Annotated in this window: 19 protein-coding genes; 2 read left to right on the top strand and 17 right to left on the bottom strand. The window is 34.4% G+C overall.

The window, feature by feature from the left end; all coding sequences use genetic code 11:
* Positions 1-11: 11 nt before the first annotated feature.
* A complete protein-coding gene (locus KCG49_RS10840; RefSeq protein WP_218546473.1) occupies positions 12-962 on the bottom strand; it encodes an endonuclease/exonuclease/phosphatase family protein in 951 nt (316 codons plus the stop codon).
* A gap of 71 nt (positions 963-1,033) precedes the next feature.
* Here KCG49_RS10840 and hflX point away from each other — a divergent pair, with 71 nt between their 5' ends.
* Positions 1,034-2,245 (top strand): GTPase HflX, encoded by a 1,212-nt coding sequence (gene hflX / locus KCG49_RS10835; protein ID WP_218546472.1) that lies wholly within the window; start codon positions 1,034-1,036, stop codon positions 2,243-2,245.
* Positions 2,246-2,358: 113 nt separating this feature from the next.
* Here the strand turns inward: hflX and KCG49_RS10830 are convergent, their stop codons facing one another.
* The 7 genes from KCG49_RS10830 to KCG49_RS10800 form a co-directional block, all read right to left on the bottom strand.
* Positions 2,359-3,267, bottom strand: coding sequence for a DUF3078 domain-containing protein (locus KCG49_RS10830; RefSeq protein ID WP_218546471.1), 909 nt, complete (start codon positions 3,265-3,267; stop codon positions 2,359-2,361).
* A 123-nt stretch (positions 3,268-3,390) separates the two neighbouring features.
* The gene (locus KCG49_RS10825) at positions 3,391-3,903 is read right to left on the bottom strand and encodes a DUF2480 family protein (protein WP_218546470.1); all 513 of its coding nucleotides are present in this window, start codon (positions 3,901-3,903) and stop codon (positions 3,391-3,393) included.
* Positions 3,904-3,907: 4 nt separating this feature from the next.
* Positions 3,908-5,347 carry a hydroxymethylglutaryl-CoA synthase family protein gene (locus KCG49_RS10820; RefSeq protein WP_218546469.1) on the bottom strand — a complete coding sequence of 480 codons (1,440 nt, stop codon included), beginning with the start codon at positions 5,345-5,347 and terminating at the stop codon, positions 3,908-3,910.
* Between the two features lie 14 nt (positions 5,348-5,361).
* Positions 5,362-5,688, bottom strand: a complete 327-nt coding sequence (locus KCG49_RS10815; protein WP_218546468.1) for a DUF59 domain-containing protein — start codon at positions 5,686-5,688, stop codon at positions 5,362-5,364.
* An 87-nt stretch (positions 5,689-5,775) separates the two neighbouring features.
* Entirely contained in the window at positions 5,776-6,198 is a 423-nt protein-coding gene (locus tag KCG49_RS10810) for a SufE family protein (RefSeq protein WP_218546467.1), read from the bottom strand.
* An 84-nt stretch (positions 6,199-6,282) separates the two neighbouring features.
* Positions 6,283-6,759: an META domain-containing protein gene (locus tag KCG49_RS10805; protein WP_218546466.1), complete on the bottom strand. Its 477-nt coding sequence runs from the start codon at positions 6,757-6,759 to the stop codon at positions 6,283-6,285.
* A gap of 48 nt (positions 6,760-6,807) precedes the next feature.
* Positions 6,808-8,037 carry an aminotransferase class V-fold PLP-dependent enzyme gene (locus KCG49_RS10800; RefSeq protein ID WP_439901105.1) on the bottom strand — a complete coding sequence of 410 codons (1,230 nt, stop codon included), beginning with the start codon at positions 8,035-8,037 and terminating at the stop codon, positions 6,808-6,810.
* 159 nt (positions 8,038-8,196) lie between these two features.
* Here KCG49_RS10800 and KCG49_RS10795 point away from each other — a divergent pair, with 159 nt between their 5' ends.
* Positions 8,197-8,499: a hypothetical protein gene (locus tag KCG49_RS10795; protein ID WP_218546464.1), complete on the top strand. Its 303-nt coding sequence runs from the start codon at positions 8,197-8,199 to the stop codon at positions 8,497-8,499.
* 407 nt (positions 8,500-8,906) lie between these two features.
* Here the strand turns inward: KCG49_RS10795 and sufD are convergent, their stop codons facing one another.
* From sufD to KCG49_RS10750, 9 genes are all read right to left on the bottom strand, one after another.
* Complete coding sequence (gene sufD, locus KCG49_RS10790) at positions 8,907-10,220, bottom strand: Fe-S cluster assembly protein SufD (protein ID WP_218546462.1); 1,314 nt, start codon at positions 10,218-10,220, stop codon at positions 8,907-8,909.
* A gap of 95 nt (positions 10,221-10,315) precedes the next feature.
* Positions 10,316-11,068: a Fe-S cluster assembly ATPase SufC gene (gene sufC / locus KCG49_RS10785; RefSeq protein ID WP_218546461.1), complete on the bottom strand. Its 753-nt coding sequence runs from the start codon at positions 11,066-11,068 to the stop codon at positions 10,316-10,318.
* A 6-nt stretch (positions 11,069-11,074) separates the two neighbouring features.
* Positions 11,075-11,482 carry a hypothetical protein gene (locus tag KCG49_RS10780; protein WP_218546458.1) on the bottom strand — a complete coding sequence of 136 codons (408 nt, stop codon included), beginning with the start codon at positions 11,480-11,482 and terminating at the stop codon, positions 11,075-11,077.
* A 52-nt stretch (positions 11,483-11,534) separates the two neighbouring features.
* Positions 11,535-12,983: a Fe-S cluster assembly protein SufB gene (gene sufB, locus KCG49_RS10775; protein ID WP_218546456.1), complete on the bottom strand. Its 1,449-nt coding sequence runs from the start codon at positions 12,981-12,983 to the stop codon at positions 11,535-11,537.
* Positions 12,984-13,031: 48 nt separating this feature from the next.
* Complete coding sequence (locus KCG49_RS10770; RefSeq protein ID WP_218546454.1) at positions 13,032-13,361, bottom strand: HesB/IscA family protein; 330 nt, start codon at positions 13,359-13,361, stop codon at positions 13,032-13,034.
* Between the two features lie 105 nt (positions 13,362-13,466).
* Complete coding sequence (locus tag KCG49_RS10765; RefSeq protein WP_218546453.1) at positions 13,467-13,712, bottom strand: hypothetical protein; 246 nt, start codon at positions 13,710-13,712, stop codon at positions 13,467-13,469.
* Between the two features lie 107 nt (positions 13,713-13,819).
* Positions 13,820-14,875, bottom strand: a complete 1,056-nt coding sequence (locus KCG49_RS10760; protein WP_218546451.1) for a cytochrome-c peroxidase — start codon at positions 14,873-14,875, stop codon at positions 13,820-13,822.
* 10 nt (positions 14,876-14,885) lie between these two features.
* On the bottom strand, positions 14,886-15,686 hold the full coding sequence (locus KCG49_RS10755; protein WP_218546449.1) for an MbnP family protein: 801 nt from the start codon (positions 15,684-15,686) through the stop codon (positions 14,886-14,888).
* Between the two features lie 35 nt (positions 15,687-15,721).
* A complete protein-coding gene (locus tag KCG49_RS10750; protein ID WP_218546448.1) occupies positions 15,722-17,056 on the bottom strand; it encodes a hypothetical protein in 1,335 nt (444 codons plus the stop codon).

Below are 17,056 nucleotides of genomic sequence, written 5' to 3'. Positions count from 1 at the left end.
CGATAAAAAGCTTATGGAGATTTTAATTGTATATAAACAGGAAAATGATCGCTATATCCTCCCTTATATTTTTTTCCTACGTAAGTTCTAAAAGGTTGTCCTCTATACTTACCATGATATTGAGTTAAAAATTTATTATCGAAAACATCTGCACTTTCAAATACAAAAGTAGAATTTGAAGAATCGAAAAAATTGGTTGAAAACAGGATTTGATCGAACAAGTTCCATTGAAAATCATGGTTTAAGCTACCTTTATCTCTCGACCAAACGGTTTTAAATGGATTGTACAAATCACTCTCCTTTTCCATTAAAGATAAACTCTTATTGTTTGGGTTATCGTTGAAGTCTCCCATTACAATTACCTTTGCATTGGCATCCTCCTTTTTTAGCATTTTAATAATGGAATTTACAACATTGGCTGCTGCAATACGTTTGTATTCAGTTTCTTTCTCACCTTCACGCCTTGAAGACCAATGATTAACGATGATGTTTAGGGCTTCGTCTTTTAATTTCCCTTGTACCAACAGAATATCTCTTGTATAATCGCGTTCACCAGATTCTGATTGTAGATATACTGAAAATGTTTCAGAATTTTCAACTTTAAAGACATCACTTTTGTAAAGAAGTGCTACATCAATTCCTCGTTCGTCTGAAGAATCGTAATGTACATAACTATAGCTTTCCTCAATAAGATTTTTACTCCTTATTAAATCTGATAACACTTTTTTGTTTTCTACCTCAGCCAAACCAATAATTATTGGTGCTTCTTTAGCATCTTCATCCCCAATTTCAGAAATTACTGTACCTAATTTCCTTAATTTATTTTCATAGCGCTTAGGTGTCCAACGCTTCACTGAAATTGGCAAAAAATCATCATCATTTGTTAAAGGGTCATTCTCTACATCGAACAAATTTTCAATATTATAAAACGCAATGGTATAAGTATCTAAAGAATTATTCATGGGATTAAATATAGGTTTTTTAAAGCGCATTAAGAGTAGTACATTTATTAACTTTGCACTTTAGTTTATTTATGATAGAAAAAAAAGATGTTAATTTAGAAAAGGTTGTTCTTATTGGTATTATAACTCAAGATCAAGATGAAGAACAGTCTAAGGAGTACCTCGACGAATTAGAATTTTTAACCTATACTGCAGGTGGGGAAGTTGTAAAACGCTATACCCAAAAAATGACCATGCCAAATCCTAAGACTTTTATAGGAACAGGAAAAATGGATGAAGTAATGCATTTTGTTAAGGAAAATGATATTGGTACCGTAATTTTTGACGACGAATTATCTCCTGCACAAGAACGCAATATTAGTAAAATTCTTAATTGTAAAATCTTAGACAGAACCAACCTTATTCTCGATATTTTTGCCCAACGTGCCCAAACCAGCTATGCAAGAACACAAGTAGAATTAGCACAATGCGAATACTTACTGCCAAGACTGAAAGGTATGTGGACTCACCTTGAACGACAAAAGGGTGGTATTGGTATGCGTGGTCCTGGTGAGACTGAAATAGAAACCGATAGACGTATTGTCCGTGATAAAATTTCCTTATTAAAGAAAAAAATAAAAACCATTGATAAACAAATGGCTGTGCAGCGTGGTAACCGTGGTAAAATGGTACGTGTTGCATTGGTCGGTTACACAAACGTAGGGAAATCTACATTAATGAATGTTATTAGTAAAAGTGAAGTCTTTGCTGAAAACAAGCTCTTTGCCACTTTAGATACTACAGTGAGAAAAGTGGTTATTAGTAATCTCCCTTTTTTAGTTAGTGACACCGTAGGTTTTATTAGAAAGCTACCGACACAATTGGTAGAATCTTTTAAAAGTACGCTAGATGAAGTAAGAGAAGCCGATTTATTGCTTCATGTGGTAGATATTTCGCATTCTAATTTTGAAGAGCATATAGATTCTGTCAATCAAATATTAGATGAGATTGATAGTAAAGACAAACCAACCATTATGGTGTTTAATAAGATTGATGCTTATGAGGCTGAACCTTTTGATGAAGATGATTTGGTTATTGAACGTACTAAAGCCAATTACTCCATAGAAGAATGGAAAAAAACATGGATGGCAAAGTTGGGCGACAACGTGTTGTTTATCTCGGCATTAGAAAAAGAAAACCTTGAGGAATTTAGAAAGCGGGTTTACAAAGAAGTACGGGAAATTCATATAACCAGATTTCCATACAATCATTTCCTTTATCCAGATGTAGACGATATAGCATAAAAAAAAGCTGACTAAAAAGTCAATAAAAATTAAAGCTGTCACATTGAGTGTAATAGAAATGACAGAAATAAAGACATTTTGGCCAGCTTTTTTTTGATAGCCGTTATTGTTATTTAGAAACTATAGCTTAAACCTACAGTATAGTAACTTTGAATATCGTTATCTGCATCTTCTAAAGCTACACCTTGAAAGTTAGCTGCTTCTTGTTTGTTGCTACGTAATCCAAAATCAAAACCTACACCAATACCTTTCCAAAATGTATAGGCAAAAGAGTTAATCCATGTCCAGCTAGAGAGGTCACTATCTTCATAACTTTGGAAAGTAGAAAAGTTGGTCTTAAAATTAACCTTACCTATTTGCCTTGTATAATCAGCAACAACCTTAGCACCAAAAGACGAATCGAAAACGGTATCACCACTAGAGAATACAAAGTTATAGTTTGCAGGATGTATTACCACAACTAAATCTGTAATTGGTGTCCATGTAAAACCAACACCGACATCTAAATAACCGGGGTCATTAAAGTTGTTCAATATTGTAGTTCTATATTCGGCCAAACCAGAAACAGCCCATTTTTCGTTTAATCGTCTTCCATATAAAGATGATATATTAAACACATCTGTTGTTGGCTCAAAATCATCACTGTCATTTGGGTTATCCTTATTATCTAATTTTGTCCAGTTTAGGTTTGTATTTAAACTATTTCTCCAAAAATACTTGTCTTCAATTTTATTGGCAAAAGCATTAACTGTAAATCCAATGGCACCAGATTGGTTATTTGGTGCTCCTTGCGCATACCATTTACTAAAGTTAGACAAACTCCCACCGATAGTTCCAAAAGCTCCAACGCGCCATCCTGGCAATGCATCTATCTGAGCTTGTATGGCATCTGCCTCTGCTTTAAACTTATCAGCTTCTGCTTGTTTTTCAGCTTTTTGAGCTTGTAATTCTTCTTTTGTTTGTGAAAAACCTAATGTAATGGCAAACATTAAGAGTACTGATAAAAATATTTTTTTGTTCATAGTGAATTAAAATTTAGTAAATCCTAGTTGTTATTAATTTGCAAATATAAATCTTTATTGATTTCTGGTAAATAATTCCGTACAGTTACGAAACTATTACTATGACATAAAATTTAGAAAAAGTCACATTTTTTTCTTTTTGAAAAGAGGCACTGAAGAACACGCCTCACCAAACATGATGGATTTTGCTACAGGTTTTAATCGCTGAGACAATAAGACCAAAGCATTTGCAGGTACAGGTTTGTGAGAACACCCTTTAATAATCACTGGTATATCCTTATAATCAGATATATCTAAATCGGAAATAATCGAAGTGTAAATAATAGATTCTAAATGTTCTAATGAACCAATAACGGTTAATTTAGAATAATCTTGAAGTTGTAAAGAAATAAGCATATACGCCCAATCTGGTACAATAGCATCAGTTGAACAGTACAAAGCCACATAACAATCTTGGTACTGCGACCAATCGTGCTCAGTCACCGAAGCTCTAAAATCTTTTTCTCGTAGCACTAAACCTTCTAGCAGCCAATCCTTAATATCAAAAAGGATACGTTTTCCCTCTGGATAATAATCTTCGAGATCTATAACCTTAAGCTTACTATTTGCAACTCTATTTACAATTTCACCCTCCATAATATCAATTCACTTTATAACGACGCAAGCCATAATTGGTGTCTTCTTTTTCAATATAGTCCAAAGCAATTTTACTACCATCATATACCGCTGTTTCTAATTGAGAACGGTGAATTTTTTCGTAGGTGGATACATCAATAGCGGTTCTGTTTTCCAAATACTCAAACAGCTGAACATCTTTTAATTTTGAAGCCCAGTTGAGTTGCATTGTACCTTCAAAAACTTTTGATTTTGAACCACTTCCATAGCTTATAAAACCAACTGTGTCTCCAGTAATTGCTTTTGAAGTATTTAAACTATATGACAAATAGCTTAAAAATGACATAAAAATTGAAGCTGTATACATGTTACCAATTTCTGAAGATGCCAACTCACCCGATACAATTTTTGAATTTATAAATTCATTGTAAACCTGTGATTTATACGCGCGTTTTTGCCACTCTTTTTTATCTGAAGTTTCTAGTCTTCCTACTTCATTCTCTAAAACTGTGTACGTTTCAGTGTTATTTATCCAGTTAAGCCAATTATTAAATATAATGCGTCTCCCATGGTAGGCATATGGCAAATGGAAAATAAACTGTTGCCATTGTGTGGTAAAGTCTGTTTTCTTTTGTGCATTAAAATGTGCAATAGCTTCCGTAATTCTATCACTATAACATGTGTTAGAAAACTGTCCATCAAATACGGGTTCTTCTTTAAAAACCTCAACCAAATCATTATTGTCTGACCAAAATTCGGATGAAGATGCATTTAAAAAGTCTTCAATTTTCTTATCCGATGTGTCTAAGTTCAAGTCCTTAAATACCGTTTTTAAAAGCTCGGTTTTTTTGTATGTTCGTCGTGGCTTAAAAAAATCACCTTCGCTTTTTGATGCAATACCCCAAGTATCATTTATTGCTAAAATTGCTGGATTATGTGCAACTAAAATTGCTACAGCACCAGCACCCTGTGTATATTCCCCAGTAGAGTTTAAATCGTATTTAGAAACATCAGAAGCTATAATAACAGCTTTTCGTTGAGGGTTTTGCTTTACCCAATCCAAACTATTGTGCATGGCATCAACAGCACCAACACATGCAAAGGTCATGTCTAAAATATCGCAGTGTTTAAAACTACGGCCACCATACTTTGAAGCTAATTTGTTTTCTACAATTTCAACGGCATAGGTAGCTGATGGTTTTGAGCCATCAACTGCACTTTCTGTACCTAAATATACTCGGCCAATATCATTAGGGTTGAGATTATTTTGCTCAATAAGATTTAGCAAAGCATTAGAAGCAAAGGTTACCACATCTTCGCCAACATTTGGCACTGACATTTTTTGAAGCCCTAAACCACGTTTTAACTTTTCGGCAGGAATACCTCTTCTTTCTGCCAAATCATCCATTGAGACATAAAGCTGTGGTACATAAAATGCTATGGAGTCAATTCCTATTTTCGACATGTTTGTGTAACTTATTAGAGCATTCCTAATTCGAGCTTTGCTTCCTCACTCATTAAATCTTGTGACCATGGCGGGTCAAATGTAATTTCTACCTCGGCATCTTTAACATCGTTGAGAGATTTTACTTTTTCTTCGACCTCAAGAGGTAAAGTTTCTGCAACCGGGCAGTTTGGTGTTGTTAATGTCATAAGGATTTTTACATCGTAATCTTCATTTACAAAAACATCGTAAATTAATCCTAATTCGTAAATATCTACTGGGATTTCGGGATCATATATAGTTTTCAAAACTCTCACGATTTTATCTCCCAGCACATTCGTATCTATTGTTGTATCGCTCATATAAAAATTATTTTTTTCATTCCCATAGAAATAGGAACTTTACTTGTTTAATATCGATGTCCCCATTAGCAGGAACGGCAAACCAAATTAGTTTAATTGAGTTTGGTATGCTATAGCATATAGCTTTATTTGTTTTATCATACTCACCAAACCATTTGCCCTAGTTGGTGATAAGTGTTCTTTTAAACCTATTTTATCAATGAAATCCGTATTGGCTTCAATAATATCGTTTGGATGCTGATTAGAGAATGCCCTGATAAGTATTGCAATTATTCCCTTGGTAATAATTGCATCGCTATCTGCAGTGAATCTTACTTTATCATCATTCATGTCTGCATGTACCCAAACCTTACTTTGACAGCCTTTTATAATATTGTCTTCGGTTTTGTACTTTTCGTCAATGAGAGGGAGGGTTTTGCCTAAATCTATCATGTATTGATAGCGTTCTTCCCAATCTTCAAACATTGAAAACTCTTCTATAATTTCGTTTTGGACTTCTTGAATTGTCATAGTCTAATACTTTGCTGTAAAATTACAAAATCACTATGATTTAATTATGTTTTTCTAAATGGTTCTTACAGGCAATTTAGTATTCTATTTTTTACCTCCAATAGTCTTTTGCTTTGAGTTGCCTTTTTCTTGAATTGCTTTTAACAATAGTGTTGTGCCTTCTGATAAAATAATGGTATTACCATCTATAGTGAAGCTGTCAACCTTGTCTAATATTTGAAAAAGCTTGCGCTCAGAAGTGTTTTTATCTCCTGCGCAATATTTTTTTGAAGACCCTATAACACCAAATCTAATAGTGTTACCATCAATAGTGTAATTTCCGAAAAAGACGTTACAGCCAGAAAATCCAGATACTTTATTTGAAGACTTATCAAAAGTTATGGTGAGCTCTTCAGATATATTTTCATTCGCCTCCATTTTTTTAATTGTAAAAGTTCCAGAAGGTATCTGTTTTGCCATACTGCTTTTTTGTTGGTCGCTATCTGAAATAACGGTCTCTTTTGTTGAGCTACAAGATTCTGTTAGTACTATAAGTGCCAGTAAACTAAATAAAAATTTCATATTGTATATTATTTAAAATCTATAAAGTGCAATTTTGATGCCAAATTCTTACAACAACATCAATATTGCCTTTTTAAGGGAAGCAATAAATAGATCAATCTCTTCTTTAGTATTATAAAACATAAAAGACGCTCTAATGGTGCCTGGGATTTTGTAATAATCCATAATAGGTTGTGCGCAATGATGGCCTGTACGTACGGCAATACCCATTTTATCTAAAATTGTTCCGATGTCATAAGGGTGAATGTTACCCACATTAAAAGAAATAACTGAAGTTTTATTTTTAGCAGTTCCATAGATCTTTAAACCATCTATTTGAAGTAATTGCTCAGTAGCGTATTCTAGAAGTTCGTTTTCATAATTGGCTATATTTTCAAAACCTATACTGTTCATATAATCTATTGCTGCACCAAAGGCAATTCCACCAGCAATATTAGGTGTGCCAGCTTCAAATTTATGTGGTAAATCTGCGTATGTTGTTTTTTCAAAAGATACTTCTGCAATCATTTCTCCACCACCTTGGTATGGCGGCAGCTTCTTTAACCATTCTTCTTTACCATAAAGCATCCCCACACCCGTTGGACCACACATTTTATGAGCAGAACACACATAAAAATCCACATCTAACGCCTGAACATCTGGTTTTATATGCGGACAAGATTGTGCGCCATCTACCAACACAGCTGCATTAACCCTGTGGGATTCTTCAATTATATATTCAATAGGGTTTATGGTTCCTAAAGCATTAGATATATGATTGACAAAAACAAGCTTTGTTTTTTCATTTAAAAGCGAATCGAATTCCGAAAGTACCAATTCCCCATTTTCATTCATTGGAATGACCTTCAATGTTGCTCCAGTTCTTTCGCACAACATCTGCCAAGGCACTATATTACTATGATGCTCTAAGGCTGAAACCATGATTTCATCCCCTTTTTTTAATAATGACGAAAAGCCATTGGCAACCAAATTTATACTGTGTGTTGTGCCTGCAGTGTAAATAATCTCGTAAGCGTGTTTTGCATTAAAATGGTGTTGAATTTTAATACGTGCTTGTTCGTAGGCATCTGTTGCTTCTTGACTTAGACGATGTACTCCTCTATGAATATTGGCATTGTAGTTAGAATAATAGTCTATAATAACATCAATAACCTGTTTTGGTGTTTGTGAGGTAGCTGCATTATCAAAATAGACCAATGGTTTACCATTAACCTCACGGTTAAGGATTGGGAAATCCTTTCTGAGTTTTTGTACGTCTAACATAACTTTCAAATCCATGTGCAAAGGTACAAAGCAAAGCTCTTAATCTAAAACTTATAACAATGCTTTAAGAGTAAATTCAGTATTTGATTGGGTATATTTGTATTTTATTGAATCTACCTTAGATAGACTATTTTTTGGATAATATCTTAGAAAAAAGTGATAATAAAGAACAAAATGGCTAAAAAACGTATAATAAAATGCATCTCTTGTGGTGTTTATAATGAAAACAGAGAGTCTTGTAAAAATTGTGGTGCTGTAATTTCATATGAAGAACGCCGTAAAGCACATATAAAAAAAGAGAGTAAAAAAAGAATTGAAGCTGTAAAGAAAGAACCGCCTAGTTTTATCGAAAACCTTAAAGGACATCACTTTTTAGCCTATCGTGCATTGGGCTGGTTGCTCTACTCAGGTTTTGTTGTTGTCAGTGCTATTGGAGCTTTTTTGGCTTGGCTAATATTTGCCATCGCAGCAGGATAAACAGATTATTGAAAAATTTAAATAGATGAAGACATATCTAAATCTTTATTTTATAATCTCCGTAATCCTTGGCACAACGATTTATGTTGCCCAACAATTGACGATTTCACTTCCTGCTTTAATCAACAATTACGTAAACGATTTTTTAATAATCCCAATAAGTTTAACGATTAGCCTATACACTATAAAGTTCACAAAAAACGAAAGTGATTACCAAATTCCACTTTATCTCATTTTGTATTTGTGCCTTTTGTACAGCCTTCTTTTTGAGTATGTACTACCTAAATACTACTTGAGGTATACCGCTGATTATATAGATATACTGCTGTATTTTTTGAGTGGTTTTCTATTTTATAGATTGCAGAAAGTCAGCTAGTTAACAAGCAGAAAAAGCTTATCGGCATGTCTTACAAATCAAACCCAATATTTACACCTAGTTTATTGGCAATAATCTTTGTGATTCTATTTTTAATTTCAGGAATCTTCACTGAGTCTAAAACATTATTACTAAACGCAAACATTAACAACGCTCTGGCTTCTTTTTCTGGAATACCACGAGAACGTAAATAAAACATTGCGCTCTCGTCTAGCTGACCAATAGTACAACCATGAGAACATTTTACATCGTCAGCAAAAATCTCTAACTGTGGTTTTGTATTGATACTTGCTTTGTCACTTATAAGAATGTTGTTATTTGCTTGAAACGCATTGGTTTTCTGAGCCTCTTTTTCAACGACAACTTTTCCATTAAAAACACCTGTTGAGCTATCATCAAAAATACCTTTGTAGTCTTGATGACTTTCACAATTTGGTTCTATGTGATGTACCAATGTGTTATGGTCCACATGTTGCTTGTTGCCAATAATGGTAATACCTTTCATGGTTGAATCGATACGTTCGCCATTTTGGTAAAAGTTGAGATTGTTTCTAATTAGTTTGCCGCCAAAAGAAAATGTATGCACCTTCGCTAAACTTTCTTGTTTTTGATTTACAAAAGTATTATCTATTAAAGATGCGCTTTCTCTGTCATTCTGAATTTTATAATAATCTACAATAGCACGTTTGTTAGTGAAGATTTCGGTAACACTATTGGTTAAAACAGGGTTATCAGTTAAACTCTGGTGACGTTCAATAATCTGAACATGAGAATTCTCTCCCACCACAACTAAATTGCGTGGTTGAAGCATTAAAGCAGCTTCATTACCAGTAGAAAAGTGTATAATTTGAATCGGTTTCTCAACCAACTTGTTTTTTGGAATATGAATATAAGCGCCTTCTGCTGAAAACGCTGTGTTTAAAGAAGATAATCCATCTTTAGATGCAATTTTATTGAAGTAATTTTCAATCACCAATCTATACTTTGGCTTCGACAAAGCTGCTGACATCAAGCAAACATCAATACCATCGTGTGTGGTCTGTGAAAGGTGTGAAGAATACTTACCATCGATAAAAATGATTTTATAGCAATCAATTTCATGTATAAAATATTTTTTTACATCCTTAAATTCCAAAGCGTTTTCGTGCTTAGGGAACACACTATAATCGTGTTTTAAAACCAAATTTAATGAGGTGTACTTCCATGCTTCTTGTCGCTTGGTCGGGAAACCTTCAGTCTCAAAGCTTTTAATTGCCTCAGTTCTAATATCATGGACGGGCGAATCAATGTCCACCATATTTTCAAATGCCATGAAAGAAGATACTAACTTTTCTTTTAAACTCATAATTCTTATCATTCCTGTCTTCTCAGGAATCTTTTTTATTTTATCACTTATTTTATGTGAATTCCTGCATTCGCAGGAATGACAAACTTAAAGTATTAAGCGTTTACCTCTTCTTTAATCCAATCGTAACCTTTAGCTTCTAATTCGTGGGCTAAATCTTTAGATCCTGATTTTACAATTTTTCCATCGTGCAACACATGTACATAATCTGGCACAATGTAATCTAATAGCCTTTGATAGTGGGTAATAACTATTACTGCATTATCCTTAGACTTTAACTTATTTACACCATTTGCAACGATACGAAGTGCATCGATATCCAATCCAGAATCTGTCTCGTCTAAGATTGCCAGCTTTGGTTCTAGCATTGCCATTTGAAAGATTTCGTTACGTTTCTTCTCACCACCGGAAAATCCTTCGTTAAGCGAACGCGATAAAAACTTGCGATCTATCTCTAACATCTCAGATTTCTCACGAATCATCTTAAGCATTTCGTTAGCAGGCATATCCTCTAACCCTTTAGCTTTTCGGGTTTCGTTGATTGCAGTTTTCATAAAGTTAGTTACACTAACTCCAGGAATTTCTACAGGATACTGAAATGATAAAAATACTCCTTTGTGCGCACGTTCTTCTGGCCCTAACTCATCAATATTTTCTCCATTTAACAGAATTTCTCCTTCATCGACTTCATATTCTTCTTTTCCTGCAACAACTGATGCCAAAGTACTTTTACCTGAACCATTTGGCCCCATTATAGCATGTACTTCACCTGGCTTAACATGAAGGTTTATACCTTTAAGAATTGCTTTATCCTCTACACTTGCATGTAAGTTATTTATCTTTAACATTGTCTTTTAGTTTGCTAGTTTTATAACGTCTTCTTTATTTGGGTCTGGTGCTTCCACCTTTAATATTTCTTTTATTTCCACTCGGAATGGCCAACCTTCTTCTCCTTTAGGTTTCTCAAATTTTCTTACTCTAATTGTGACAGGTACCATATCCGTAGCCTCTTTTTTCAGTGGTTTTACTTGGGCTTCTAGTTGGTGCATATTATCATCTATAACAACACCGTAAATTTCATTAGCTGTCTGAAAAACAGCAGCGTCTGCATAGTACACAAACTCCCCCTTCATAGTAACAAAGCCATCATTTTGGTCATAGGACTTTGCTCTGTTTTCTTCCAAATTTACTTCCTCTTTCTTTTCACTTTTACAAGCAACCGAAGTGATTGTCATTAAAAAAAGTATTACTAATCTTTTCATAGTTTATAATAATTAATAATGGACGCTTATAGGCTCAATATTTTCATTCATTTTAACCTACAGAACCTTCTAAACTTATTTCTAATAATTTTTGAGCTTCAACGGCAAATTCCATTGGTAACTTGTTAAGCACTTCTTTACTAAACCCATTAACAATCAAGGCAATGGCTTTTTCAGTATCGATACCACGTTGGTTGCAATAGAAGATCTGATCTTCCCCAATCTTACTTGTTGTAGCTTCGTGCTCAATTTGAGCCGATTTATTTTTAGCTTCTATATACGGAAATGTGTGCGCGCCACACTCATTGCCCATTAACAGGCTATCGCATTGCGAAAAGTTTCGTGCATTGTCTGCTCTAGAACTAATTTGTACCAAGCCCCTATAAGAATTTTGTGACTTACCTGCAGAGATCCCTTTAGATATTATAGTAGACTTTGTATTCTTGCCCAAATGAATCATTTTGGTACCTGTATCTGCTTGCTGATAATTATTTGTTACTGCTATAGAATAAAATTCACCAACTGAGTTATCCCCTTTTAGCACACAAGATGGATATTTCCAAGTTACAGCAGAGCCTGTTTCAACTTGTGTCCAAGAGATTTTTGCATTGTTTTCACAAAGTCCTCTTTTAGTCACAAAGTTGTAAACGCCACCTTTACCTTCAGCATTACCAGGGTACCAGTTTTGTACTGTTGAATATTTTATTTCTGCATCGTCAAGTGCAATTAACTCAACAACAGCAGCATGTAATTGATTTTCATCTCTACTTGGTGCTGTACAACCTTCTAAATAACTCACATAACCGCCTTTGTCTGCAATTACTAAAGTCCTTTCAAATTGACCTGTACCCGCTTGGTTAATTCTAAAATAGGTTGATAATTCCATAGGACAACGCACTCCTTTTGGAATATAACAGAAGCTACCATCACTAAATACGGCAGAATTTAATGCTGCGTAAAAGTTATCCTTTTGAGGAACAACAGTACCAATATATTTCTTTACCAATTCTGGATATTCTTGTATGGCTTCAGAGATACTCATAAAGATGATTCCTTTTTCCGCTAAGGTCTTTTTAAAAGTCGTCGCCACAGAGACTGAATCTACAACAACATCCATCGCTACACCAGCAAGTTTCTTTTGCTCATCTAAGGATATGCCCAGTTTTTCAAAAGTTGCCAAAAGCTCAGGGTCAACCTCATCTAAACTATCATATTTTGGTTTGCTGTTTGGGGCTGAATAATAAGAGATTGCTTGAAAGTCTGGTTTTTTGTAATGCACATTTGCCCATTCTGGCTCTGTCATTTCTTTCCAAACTTTGAAGGCTTCAAGTCGCCATTCGGTCATCCATTCTGGTTCTTCCTTCTTTTTAGAAATTGCTCTAACGATATCTTCATTTAAACCATTAGGAAATGTTTCAGATTCTATATCTGTATAAAAACCATATTCGTATTCTTTGGTTTTTAACTCTTCCCTTAAATCGTCTTCAGTATATTTGCTCATGTTTTAATTTCATTTTATATTCTTTCCTCTGGAAAGGTTAGAATGGACTTACAGAGAAAATGATTCTCCACAACCACAGGTGCGATTTGCATTAGGGTTATTAAACACAAAACCTGTTCCGTTCAATCCTCCTGAATATTCTAATGTTGTACCAATTAAGTACAAAAAACTCTTCTTATCGACAATAATTTTTACACCATTGTCTTCAAAAACTTTGTCCCCTTCTACTTGGGCATTGTCGAATTTTAAATCGTAAGACAAACCAGAACAGCCACCACTTTTAACACCTACCCTAACATAGTCTGTGCTTGGATTGTAGCCATCATCCGTCATGAGTTCCATGACTTTTTTCTTTGCTTGTTCAGAAACTTTAATCATAAAATTTAACTAGATTAGTTCTAAATAGAATGCAAATATACAATTTAACGAAGGTTTAACCATATTTACTAACATTATATTAGCATATGATTTCATAGAATTTGCCTATCGATTATCCAAGAAATTTGGTTTTGAGATTTGAAGCTTTAAATGAAATAATTGCCTAAGTGTAGATTGAATGTCTTTGTTGGTAATATTAAACTCTTCAAAATTACCATGTATATCAGTTTTTACAACGGTATTACAATGACAACAGCTAAGTTCTGCAGTATGGTCTGCATATGTTTTGGATTTTATATAATTATGACCAAATACAGCACAAGGAAGTGCTCTTTTTAAAGTAGGTTTCATCTAAAGTAATTTGGGATTGAAAATTTAGGCAATTCTTATACAAGTAATGCTCAAATACTTTATTTTTCGATGAAATACCCAATAAAAGTATATTATTCTTACAAGATTTAATTTTGAAAATCAGGATTGTTAAGAAATAAAGGGTCAGAAAGTGTCAATAAAAATGCTTTTAAATCTGCTTTTTCCTGTGGTGATAATTGTACTCCTCCTTGATCTATCTGTTTCATTAAAGGATCTATGGTTGATGAATCTTGAAGTCCTTCACTATAATGATCAATAACTTCGTCTAAAGTTGTAAATCTACCATCGTGCATGTATGGTGCTGTATATGCCAAATTGCGTAAAGAAGGTGAGCGGAATTTACCATTATCGTTGGGGTCGCCAGTTACAGCACCTAATCCTAAATCCGTAAAATTACTGTCTAAACCATTGTTGTGAAAGTCATTATCTGTCCAAAGTGGGCTGTTAGGATTTCCATGACAATGAAAACAATCCCCTTTATCTTCTCTCAGAAAAATATCCAAACCATTTAATTCTTGAGATGTCAACATTGCTTGACCTAAAGAATATTTATCAAATTTTGAGTTCGCAGAAATAAGTGTACGCTCAAATTGAGCAATGGCTTTTGTAGTCAATTCCTTTGTAATGGTTGACGTCTCAAATGCCAACCTAAACAGTTCTGGATATTCGGGATGTGCCTGTAGTCGTTGTACAACATTGTCCCAATTGCTATGTAATTCAACTGGGTTTTGCACAGGTTCTTCAGCTTGTCGCTCTAGACTGAGTTCTTTTCCATCCCAAGCAAAATGTTCACTATAATTCCATGCTAAATTAAATAACGGCATAGAATTTCGAGTTCCTGCTATACCATCAACACCTACACTGGTTGGTGAGTTATCTGTAAATGCACTTTGAGGCGAATGGCAAGAGGCGCAAGATTTTGTGCCATCAGCCGATAGAATTCTGTCAAAGAAAAGTCTTTTTCCTAATGCAACTCCCTCAACTGTTTGCTTATTACCTGTTGGAATAACAGGTGGGATTATGTTGTCGGAAAAAATTTTGGGAATATCTAAAGGTTGAGGAGTAGGCTCATAACCAGAATCATCATTTGAGCAACCCAGACAGGTCCATAGAATTAAAACCAAAAAATACGCTTTCCTCATTTCTCACTTTTTACTGTGTCACAAATCCTAATGAAAATACATTTTGACCATTTTCGTACATCATAATCTGAGCGCTAGAATTTGGCATTAACATTTGGTTATAAACATTGAGATCCCATACATTAGGGCTCCTAAACCATTGAGCTAAATTGGCCTTTACCTCAATTTCAACAACATTATCTATGGATATAGGACCCAAATTTACAGTAAAAAAAGTGTCTTGTGGAAATGTAGGGTTTGTACCAGGGTCATCTACAGCTCTGATTGCATGGTAGTTAAACCCCTGTTCATCTGAATTTTCGTCTAAATATTTGCCATCAAACTGCATGTAATGATAGCCGCCACCCAAGTTATCAGGCACATTGAAATTTTCGGCATTCAAATCTGGGTAATTTCCTGCGTTATAGGTATTGTCTAATCCAAATGTGAAGGATATATTACTGTAATCACCTACTGGAACAAGCGAGCTTAAATTAAAACTTAAACCATCATTCTCGGTAACATCAATTAAGTAATGTGTATTAAAGGTTAAATCCTCACCTTGCGAATCCGTAAATGTAATATTTGAGATTACATAACGTAAGCGTTCTATGCTCAGCATGTCCCCATTTTGATTAGTATATTTAATATCATTAAAATCTGAATTTGTTACAGGGTCACCCTCCCAGTTATGTGTAAATTTAAACGTAGTAGAGACTTTAAAGTCTTGAATACTATCTGTATTTGAGCTACATGAGGCAAAACTTAACCCTAAAACTAGAAGAATTAGTAAAGTCTGTTTATTAAATTGATTATTGTAACGAGTTTTCATTTTCTTTTCCTTTTTCTTTTTTTAATTTTTATTTTTCAATTGATTTTTATGATTAACAAATCGGTAAACCCTTTGTTTTCTAATATATCCCCATTGTTACTGGTAGAGTCACCAACAGCAATTACCGAGCCGTCATTAAGTTCTGTAATACTATATGCAAAATCAATGTTTGAACCTCCAACAGTGGTTTCCCATTTCAAATTACCGTTTGTATCGGCCTTAAGTACCCAAGCATCATTTTGACCTTGGTTATTGGAGACATCCGTATCGTTACTTCTAGAACTGCCAGCCAGCAAAAATCCGTCATTTTGAGATTTTACCATGGCACGTGACACATCAAAGTTACTACCTCCTATGGTTTTTTCCCAAATTAAATCACCGCTAGGTGTTATTTTTATAAGCCACAGGTCGGCGGCTCCATTATTTTCTGAAATATCAGTATCATCGCTTCTAGTATCTCCCGCAATGAGATAATTGCCATCATCTGCTTTTACAATTGCCCTTGCTTCATCAATTTGAGTACCTCCAAAAGATTTTTCCCAAACCATATCACCAACTGAAGAAATTTTTAGCACCCAAAAATCATACGTTCCTTTATTGCCCGAAATATCAGTATCGTCACTATCGGAACTGCCCACAACTATATAACCATTATCATCAGTCTGAATAACACCATAAGGCGTATCAGTAAAGTTACCTCCAAAGTATTTGCTCCATTCCAAGTTTCCTGAAGCATCCAACTTTAATACCCAATAATCACCACCTGCATGTCTGTTGGCCGTTCGTGATGTATTCCCTTCACCACCAGAAGCTGTAACATCCAGAACACCAGTAATTAAATAACCTTGATCATTTGTTTGAATCACTGATATTCCTGAATCAGCACCTTGATAACCAAACGATTTTTCCCAAACAATATTACCGCCCATATCTAGCTTCACTAGCCAATAATCTTGTAATCCAGAATTTTCAGCAACATCACCATCGTTACTAAAACTATAACCTAAAAGCGCATAACCCCCATCTTCAGTTTGAATAATATCACTCCCTCTTTCATCCAAAGATCCACCATAAGTTTTTTGCCATTGCAAGTTGTCTTGGGCATCAAATTTCATGACCCAATAATCAAAACTTTCATTTTGTTTATCAGTAATATCTTCATCATTACTTTGGGTATACCCTAAAATAGCATAGCCTCCATCTGTAGTATTTACAACCGCTTGTCCACTATCGTTTTTTGTACCCCCATAAGTTTTTACAAAGGTAATATTTGTATCAACAGAACGTTTTGTTGAATCGTCGTTGCTACAGCAAAAGAGCAACAACAAAGAAAGCGTAGCATATAGACATGACAAACCTTTAAAACGCAT

The sequence above is a fragment of the Winogradskyella luteola genome (genome assembly GCF_019203985.1).
Lineage (GTDB): Bacteria > Bacteroidota > Bacteroidia > Flavobacteriales > Flavobacteriaceae > Winogradskyella > Winogradskyella luteola.
The sequence above is the reverse complement of the archived record's forward strand: the minus strand, read 5'-3'. Positions and strand labels throughout refer to the sequence as shown.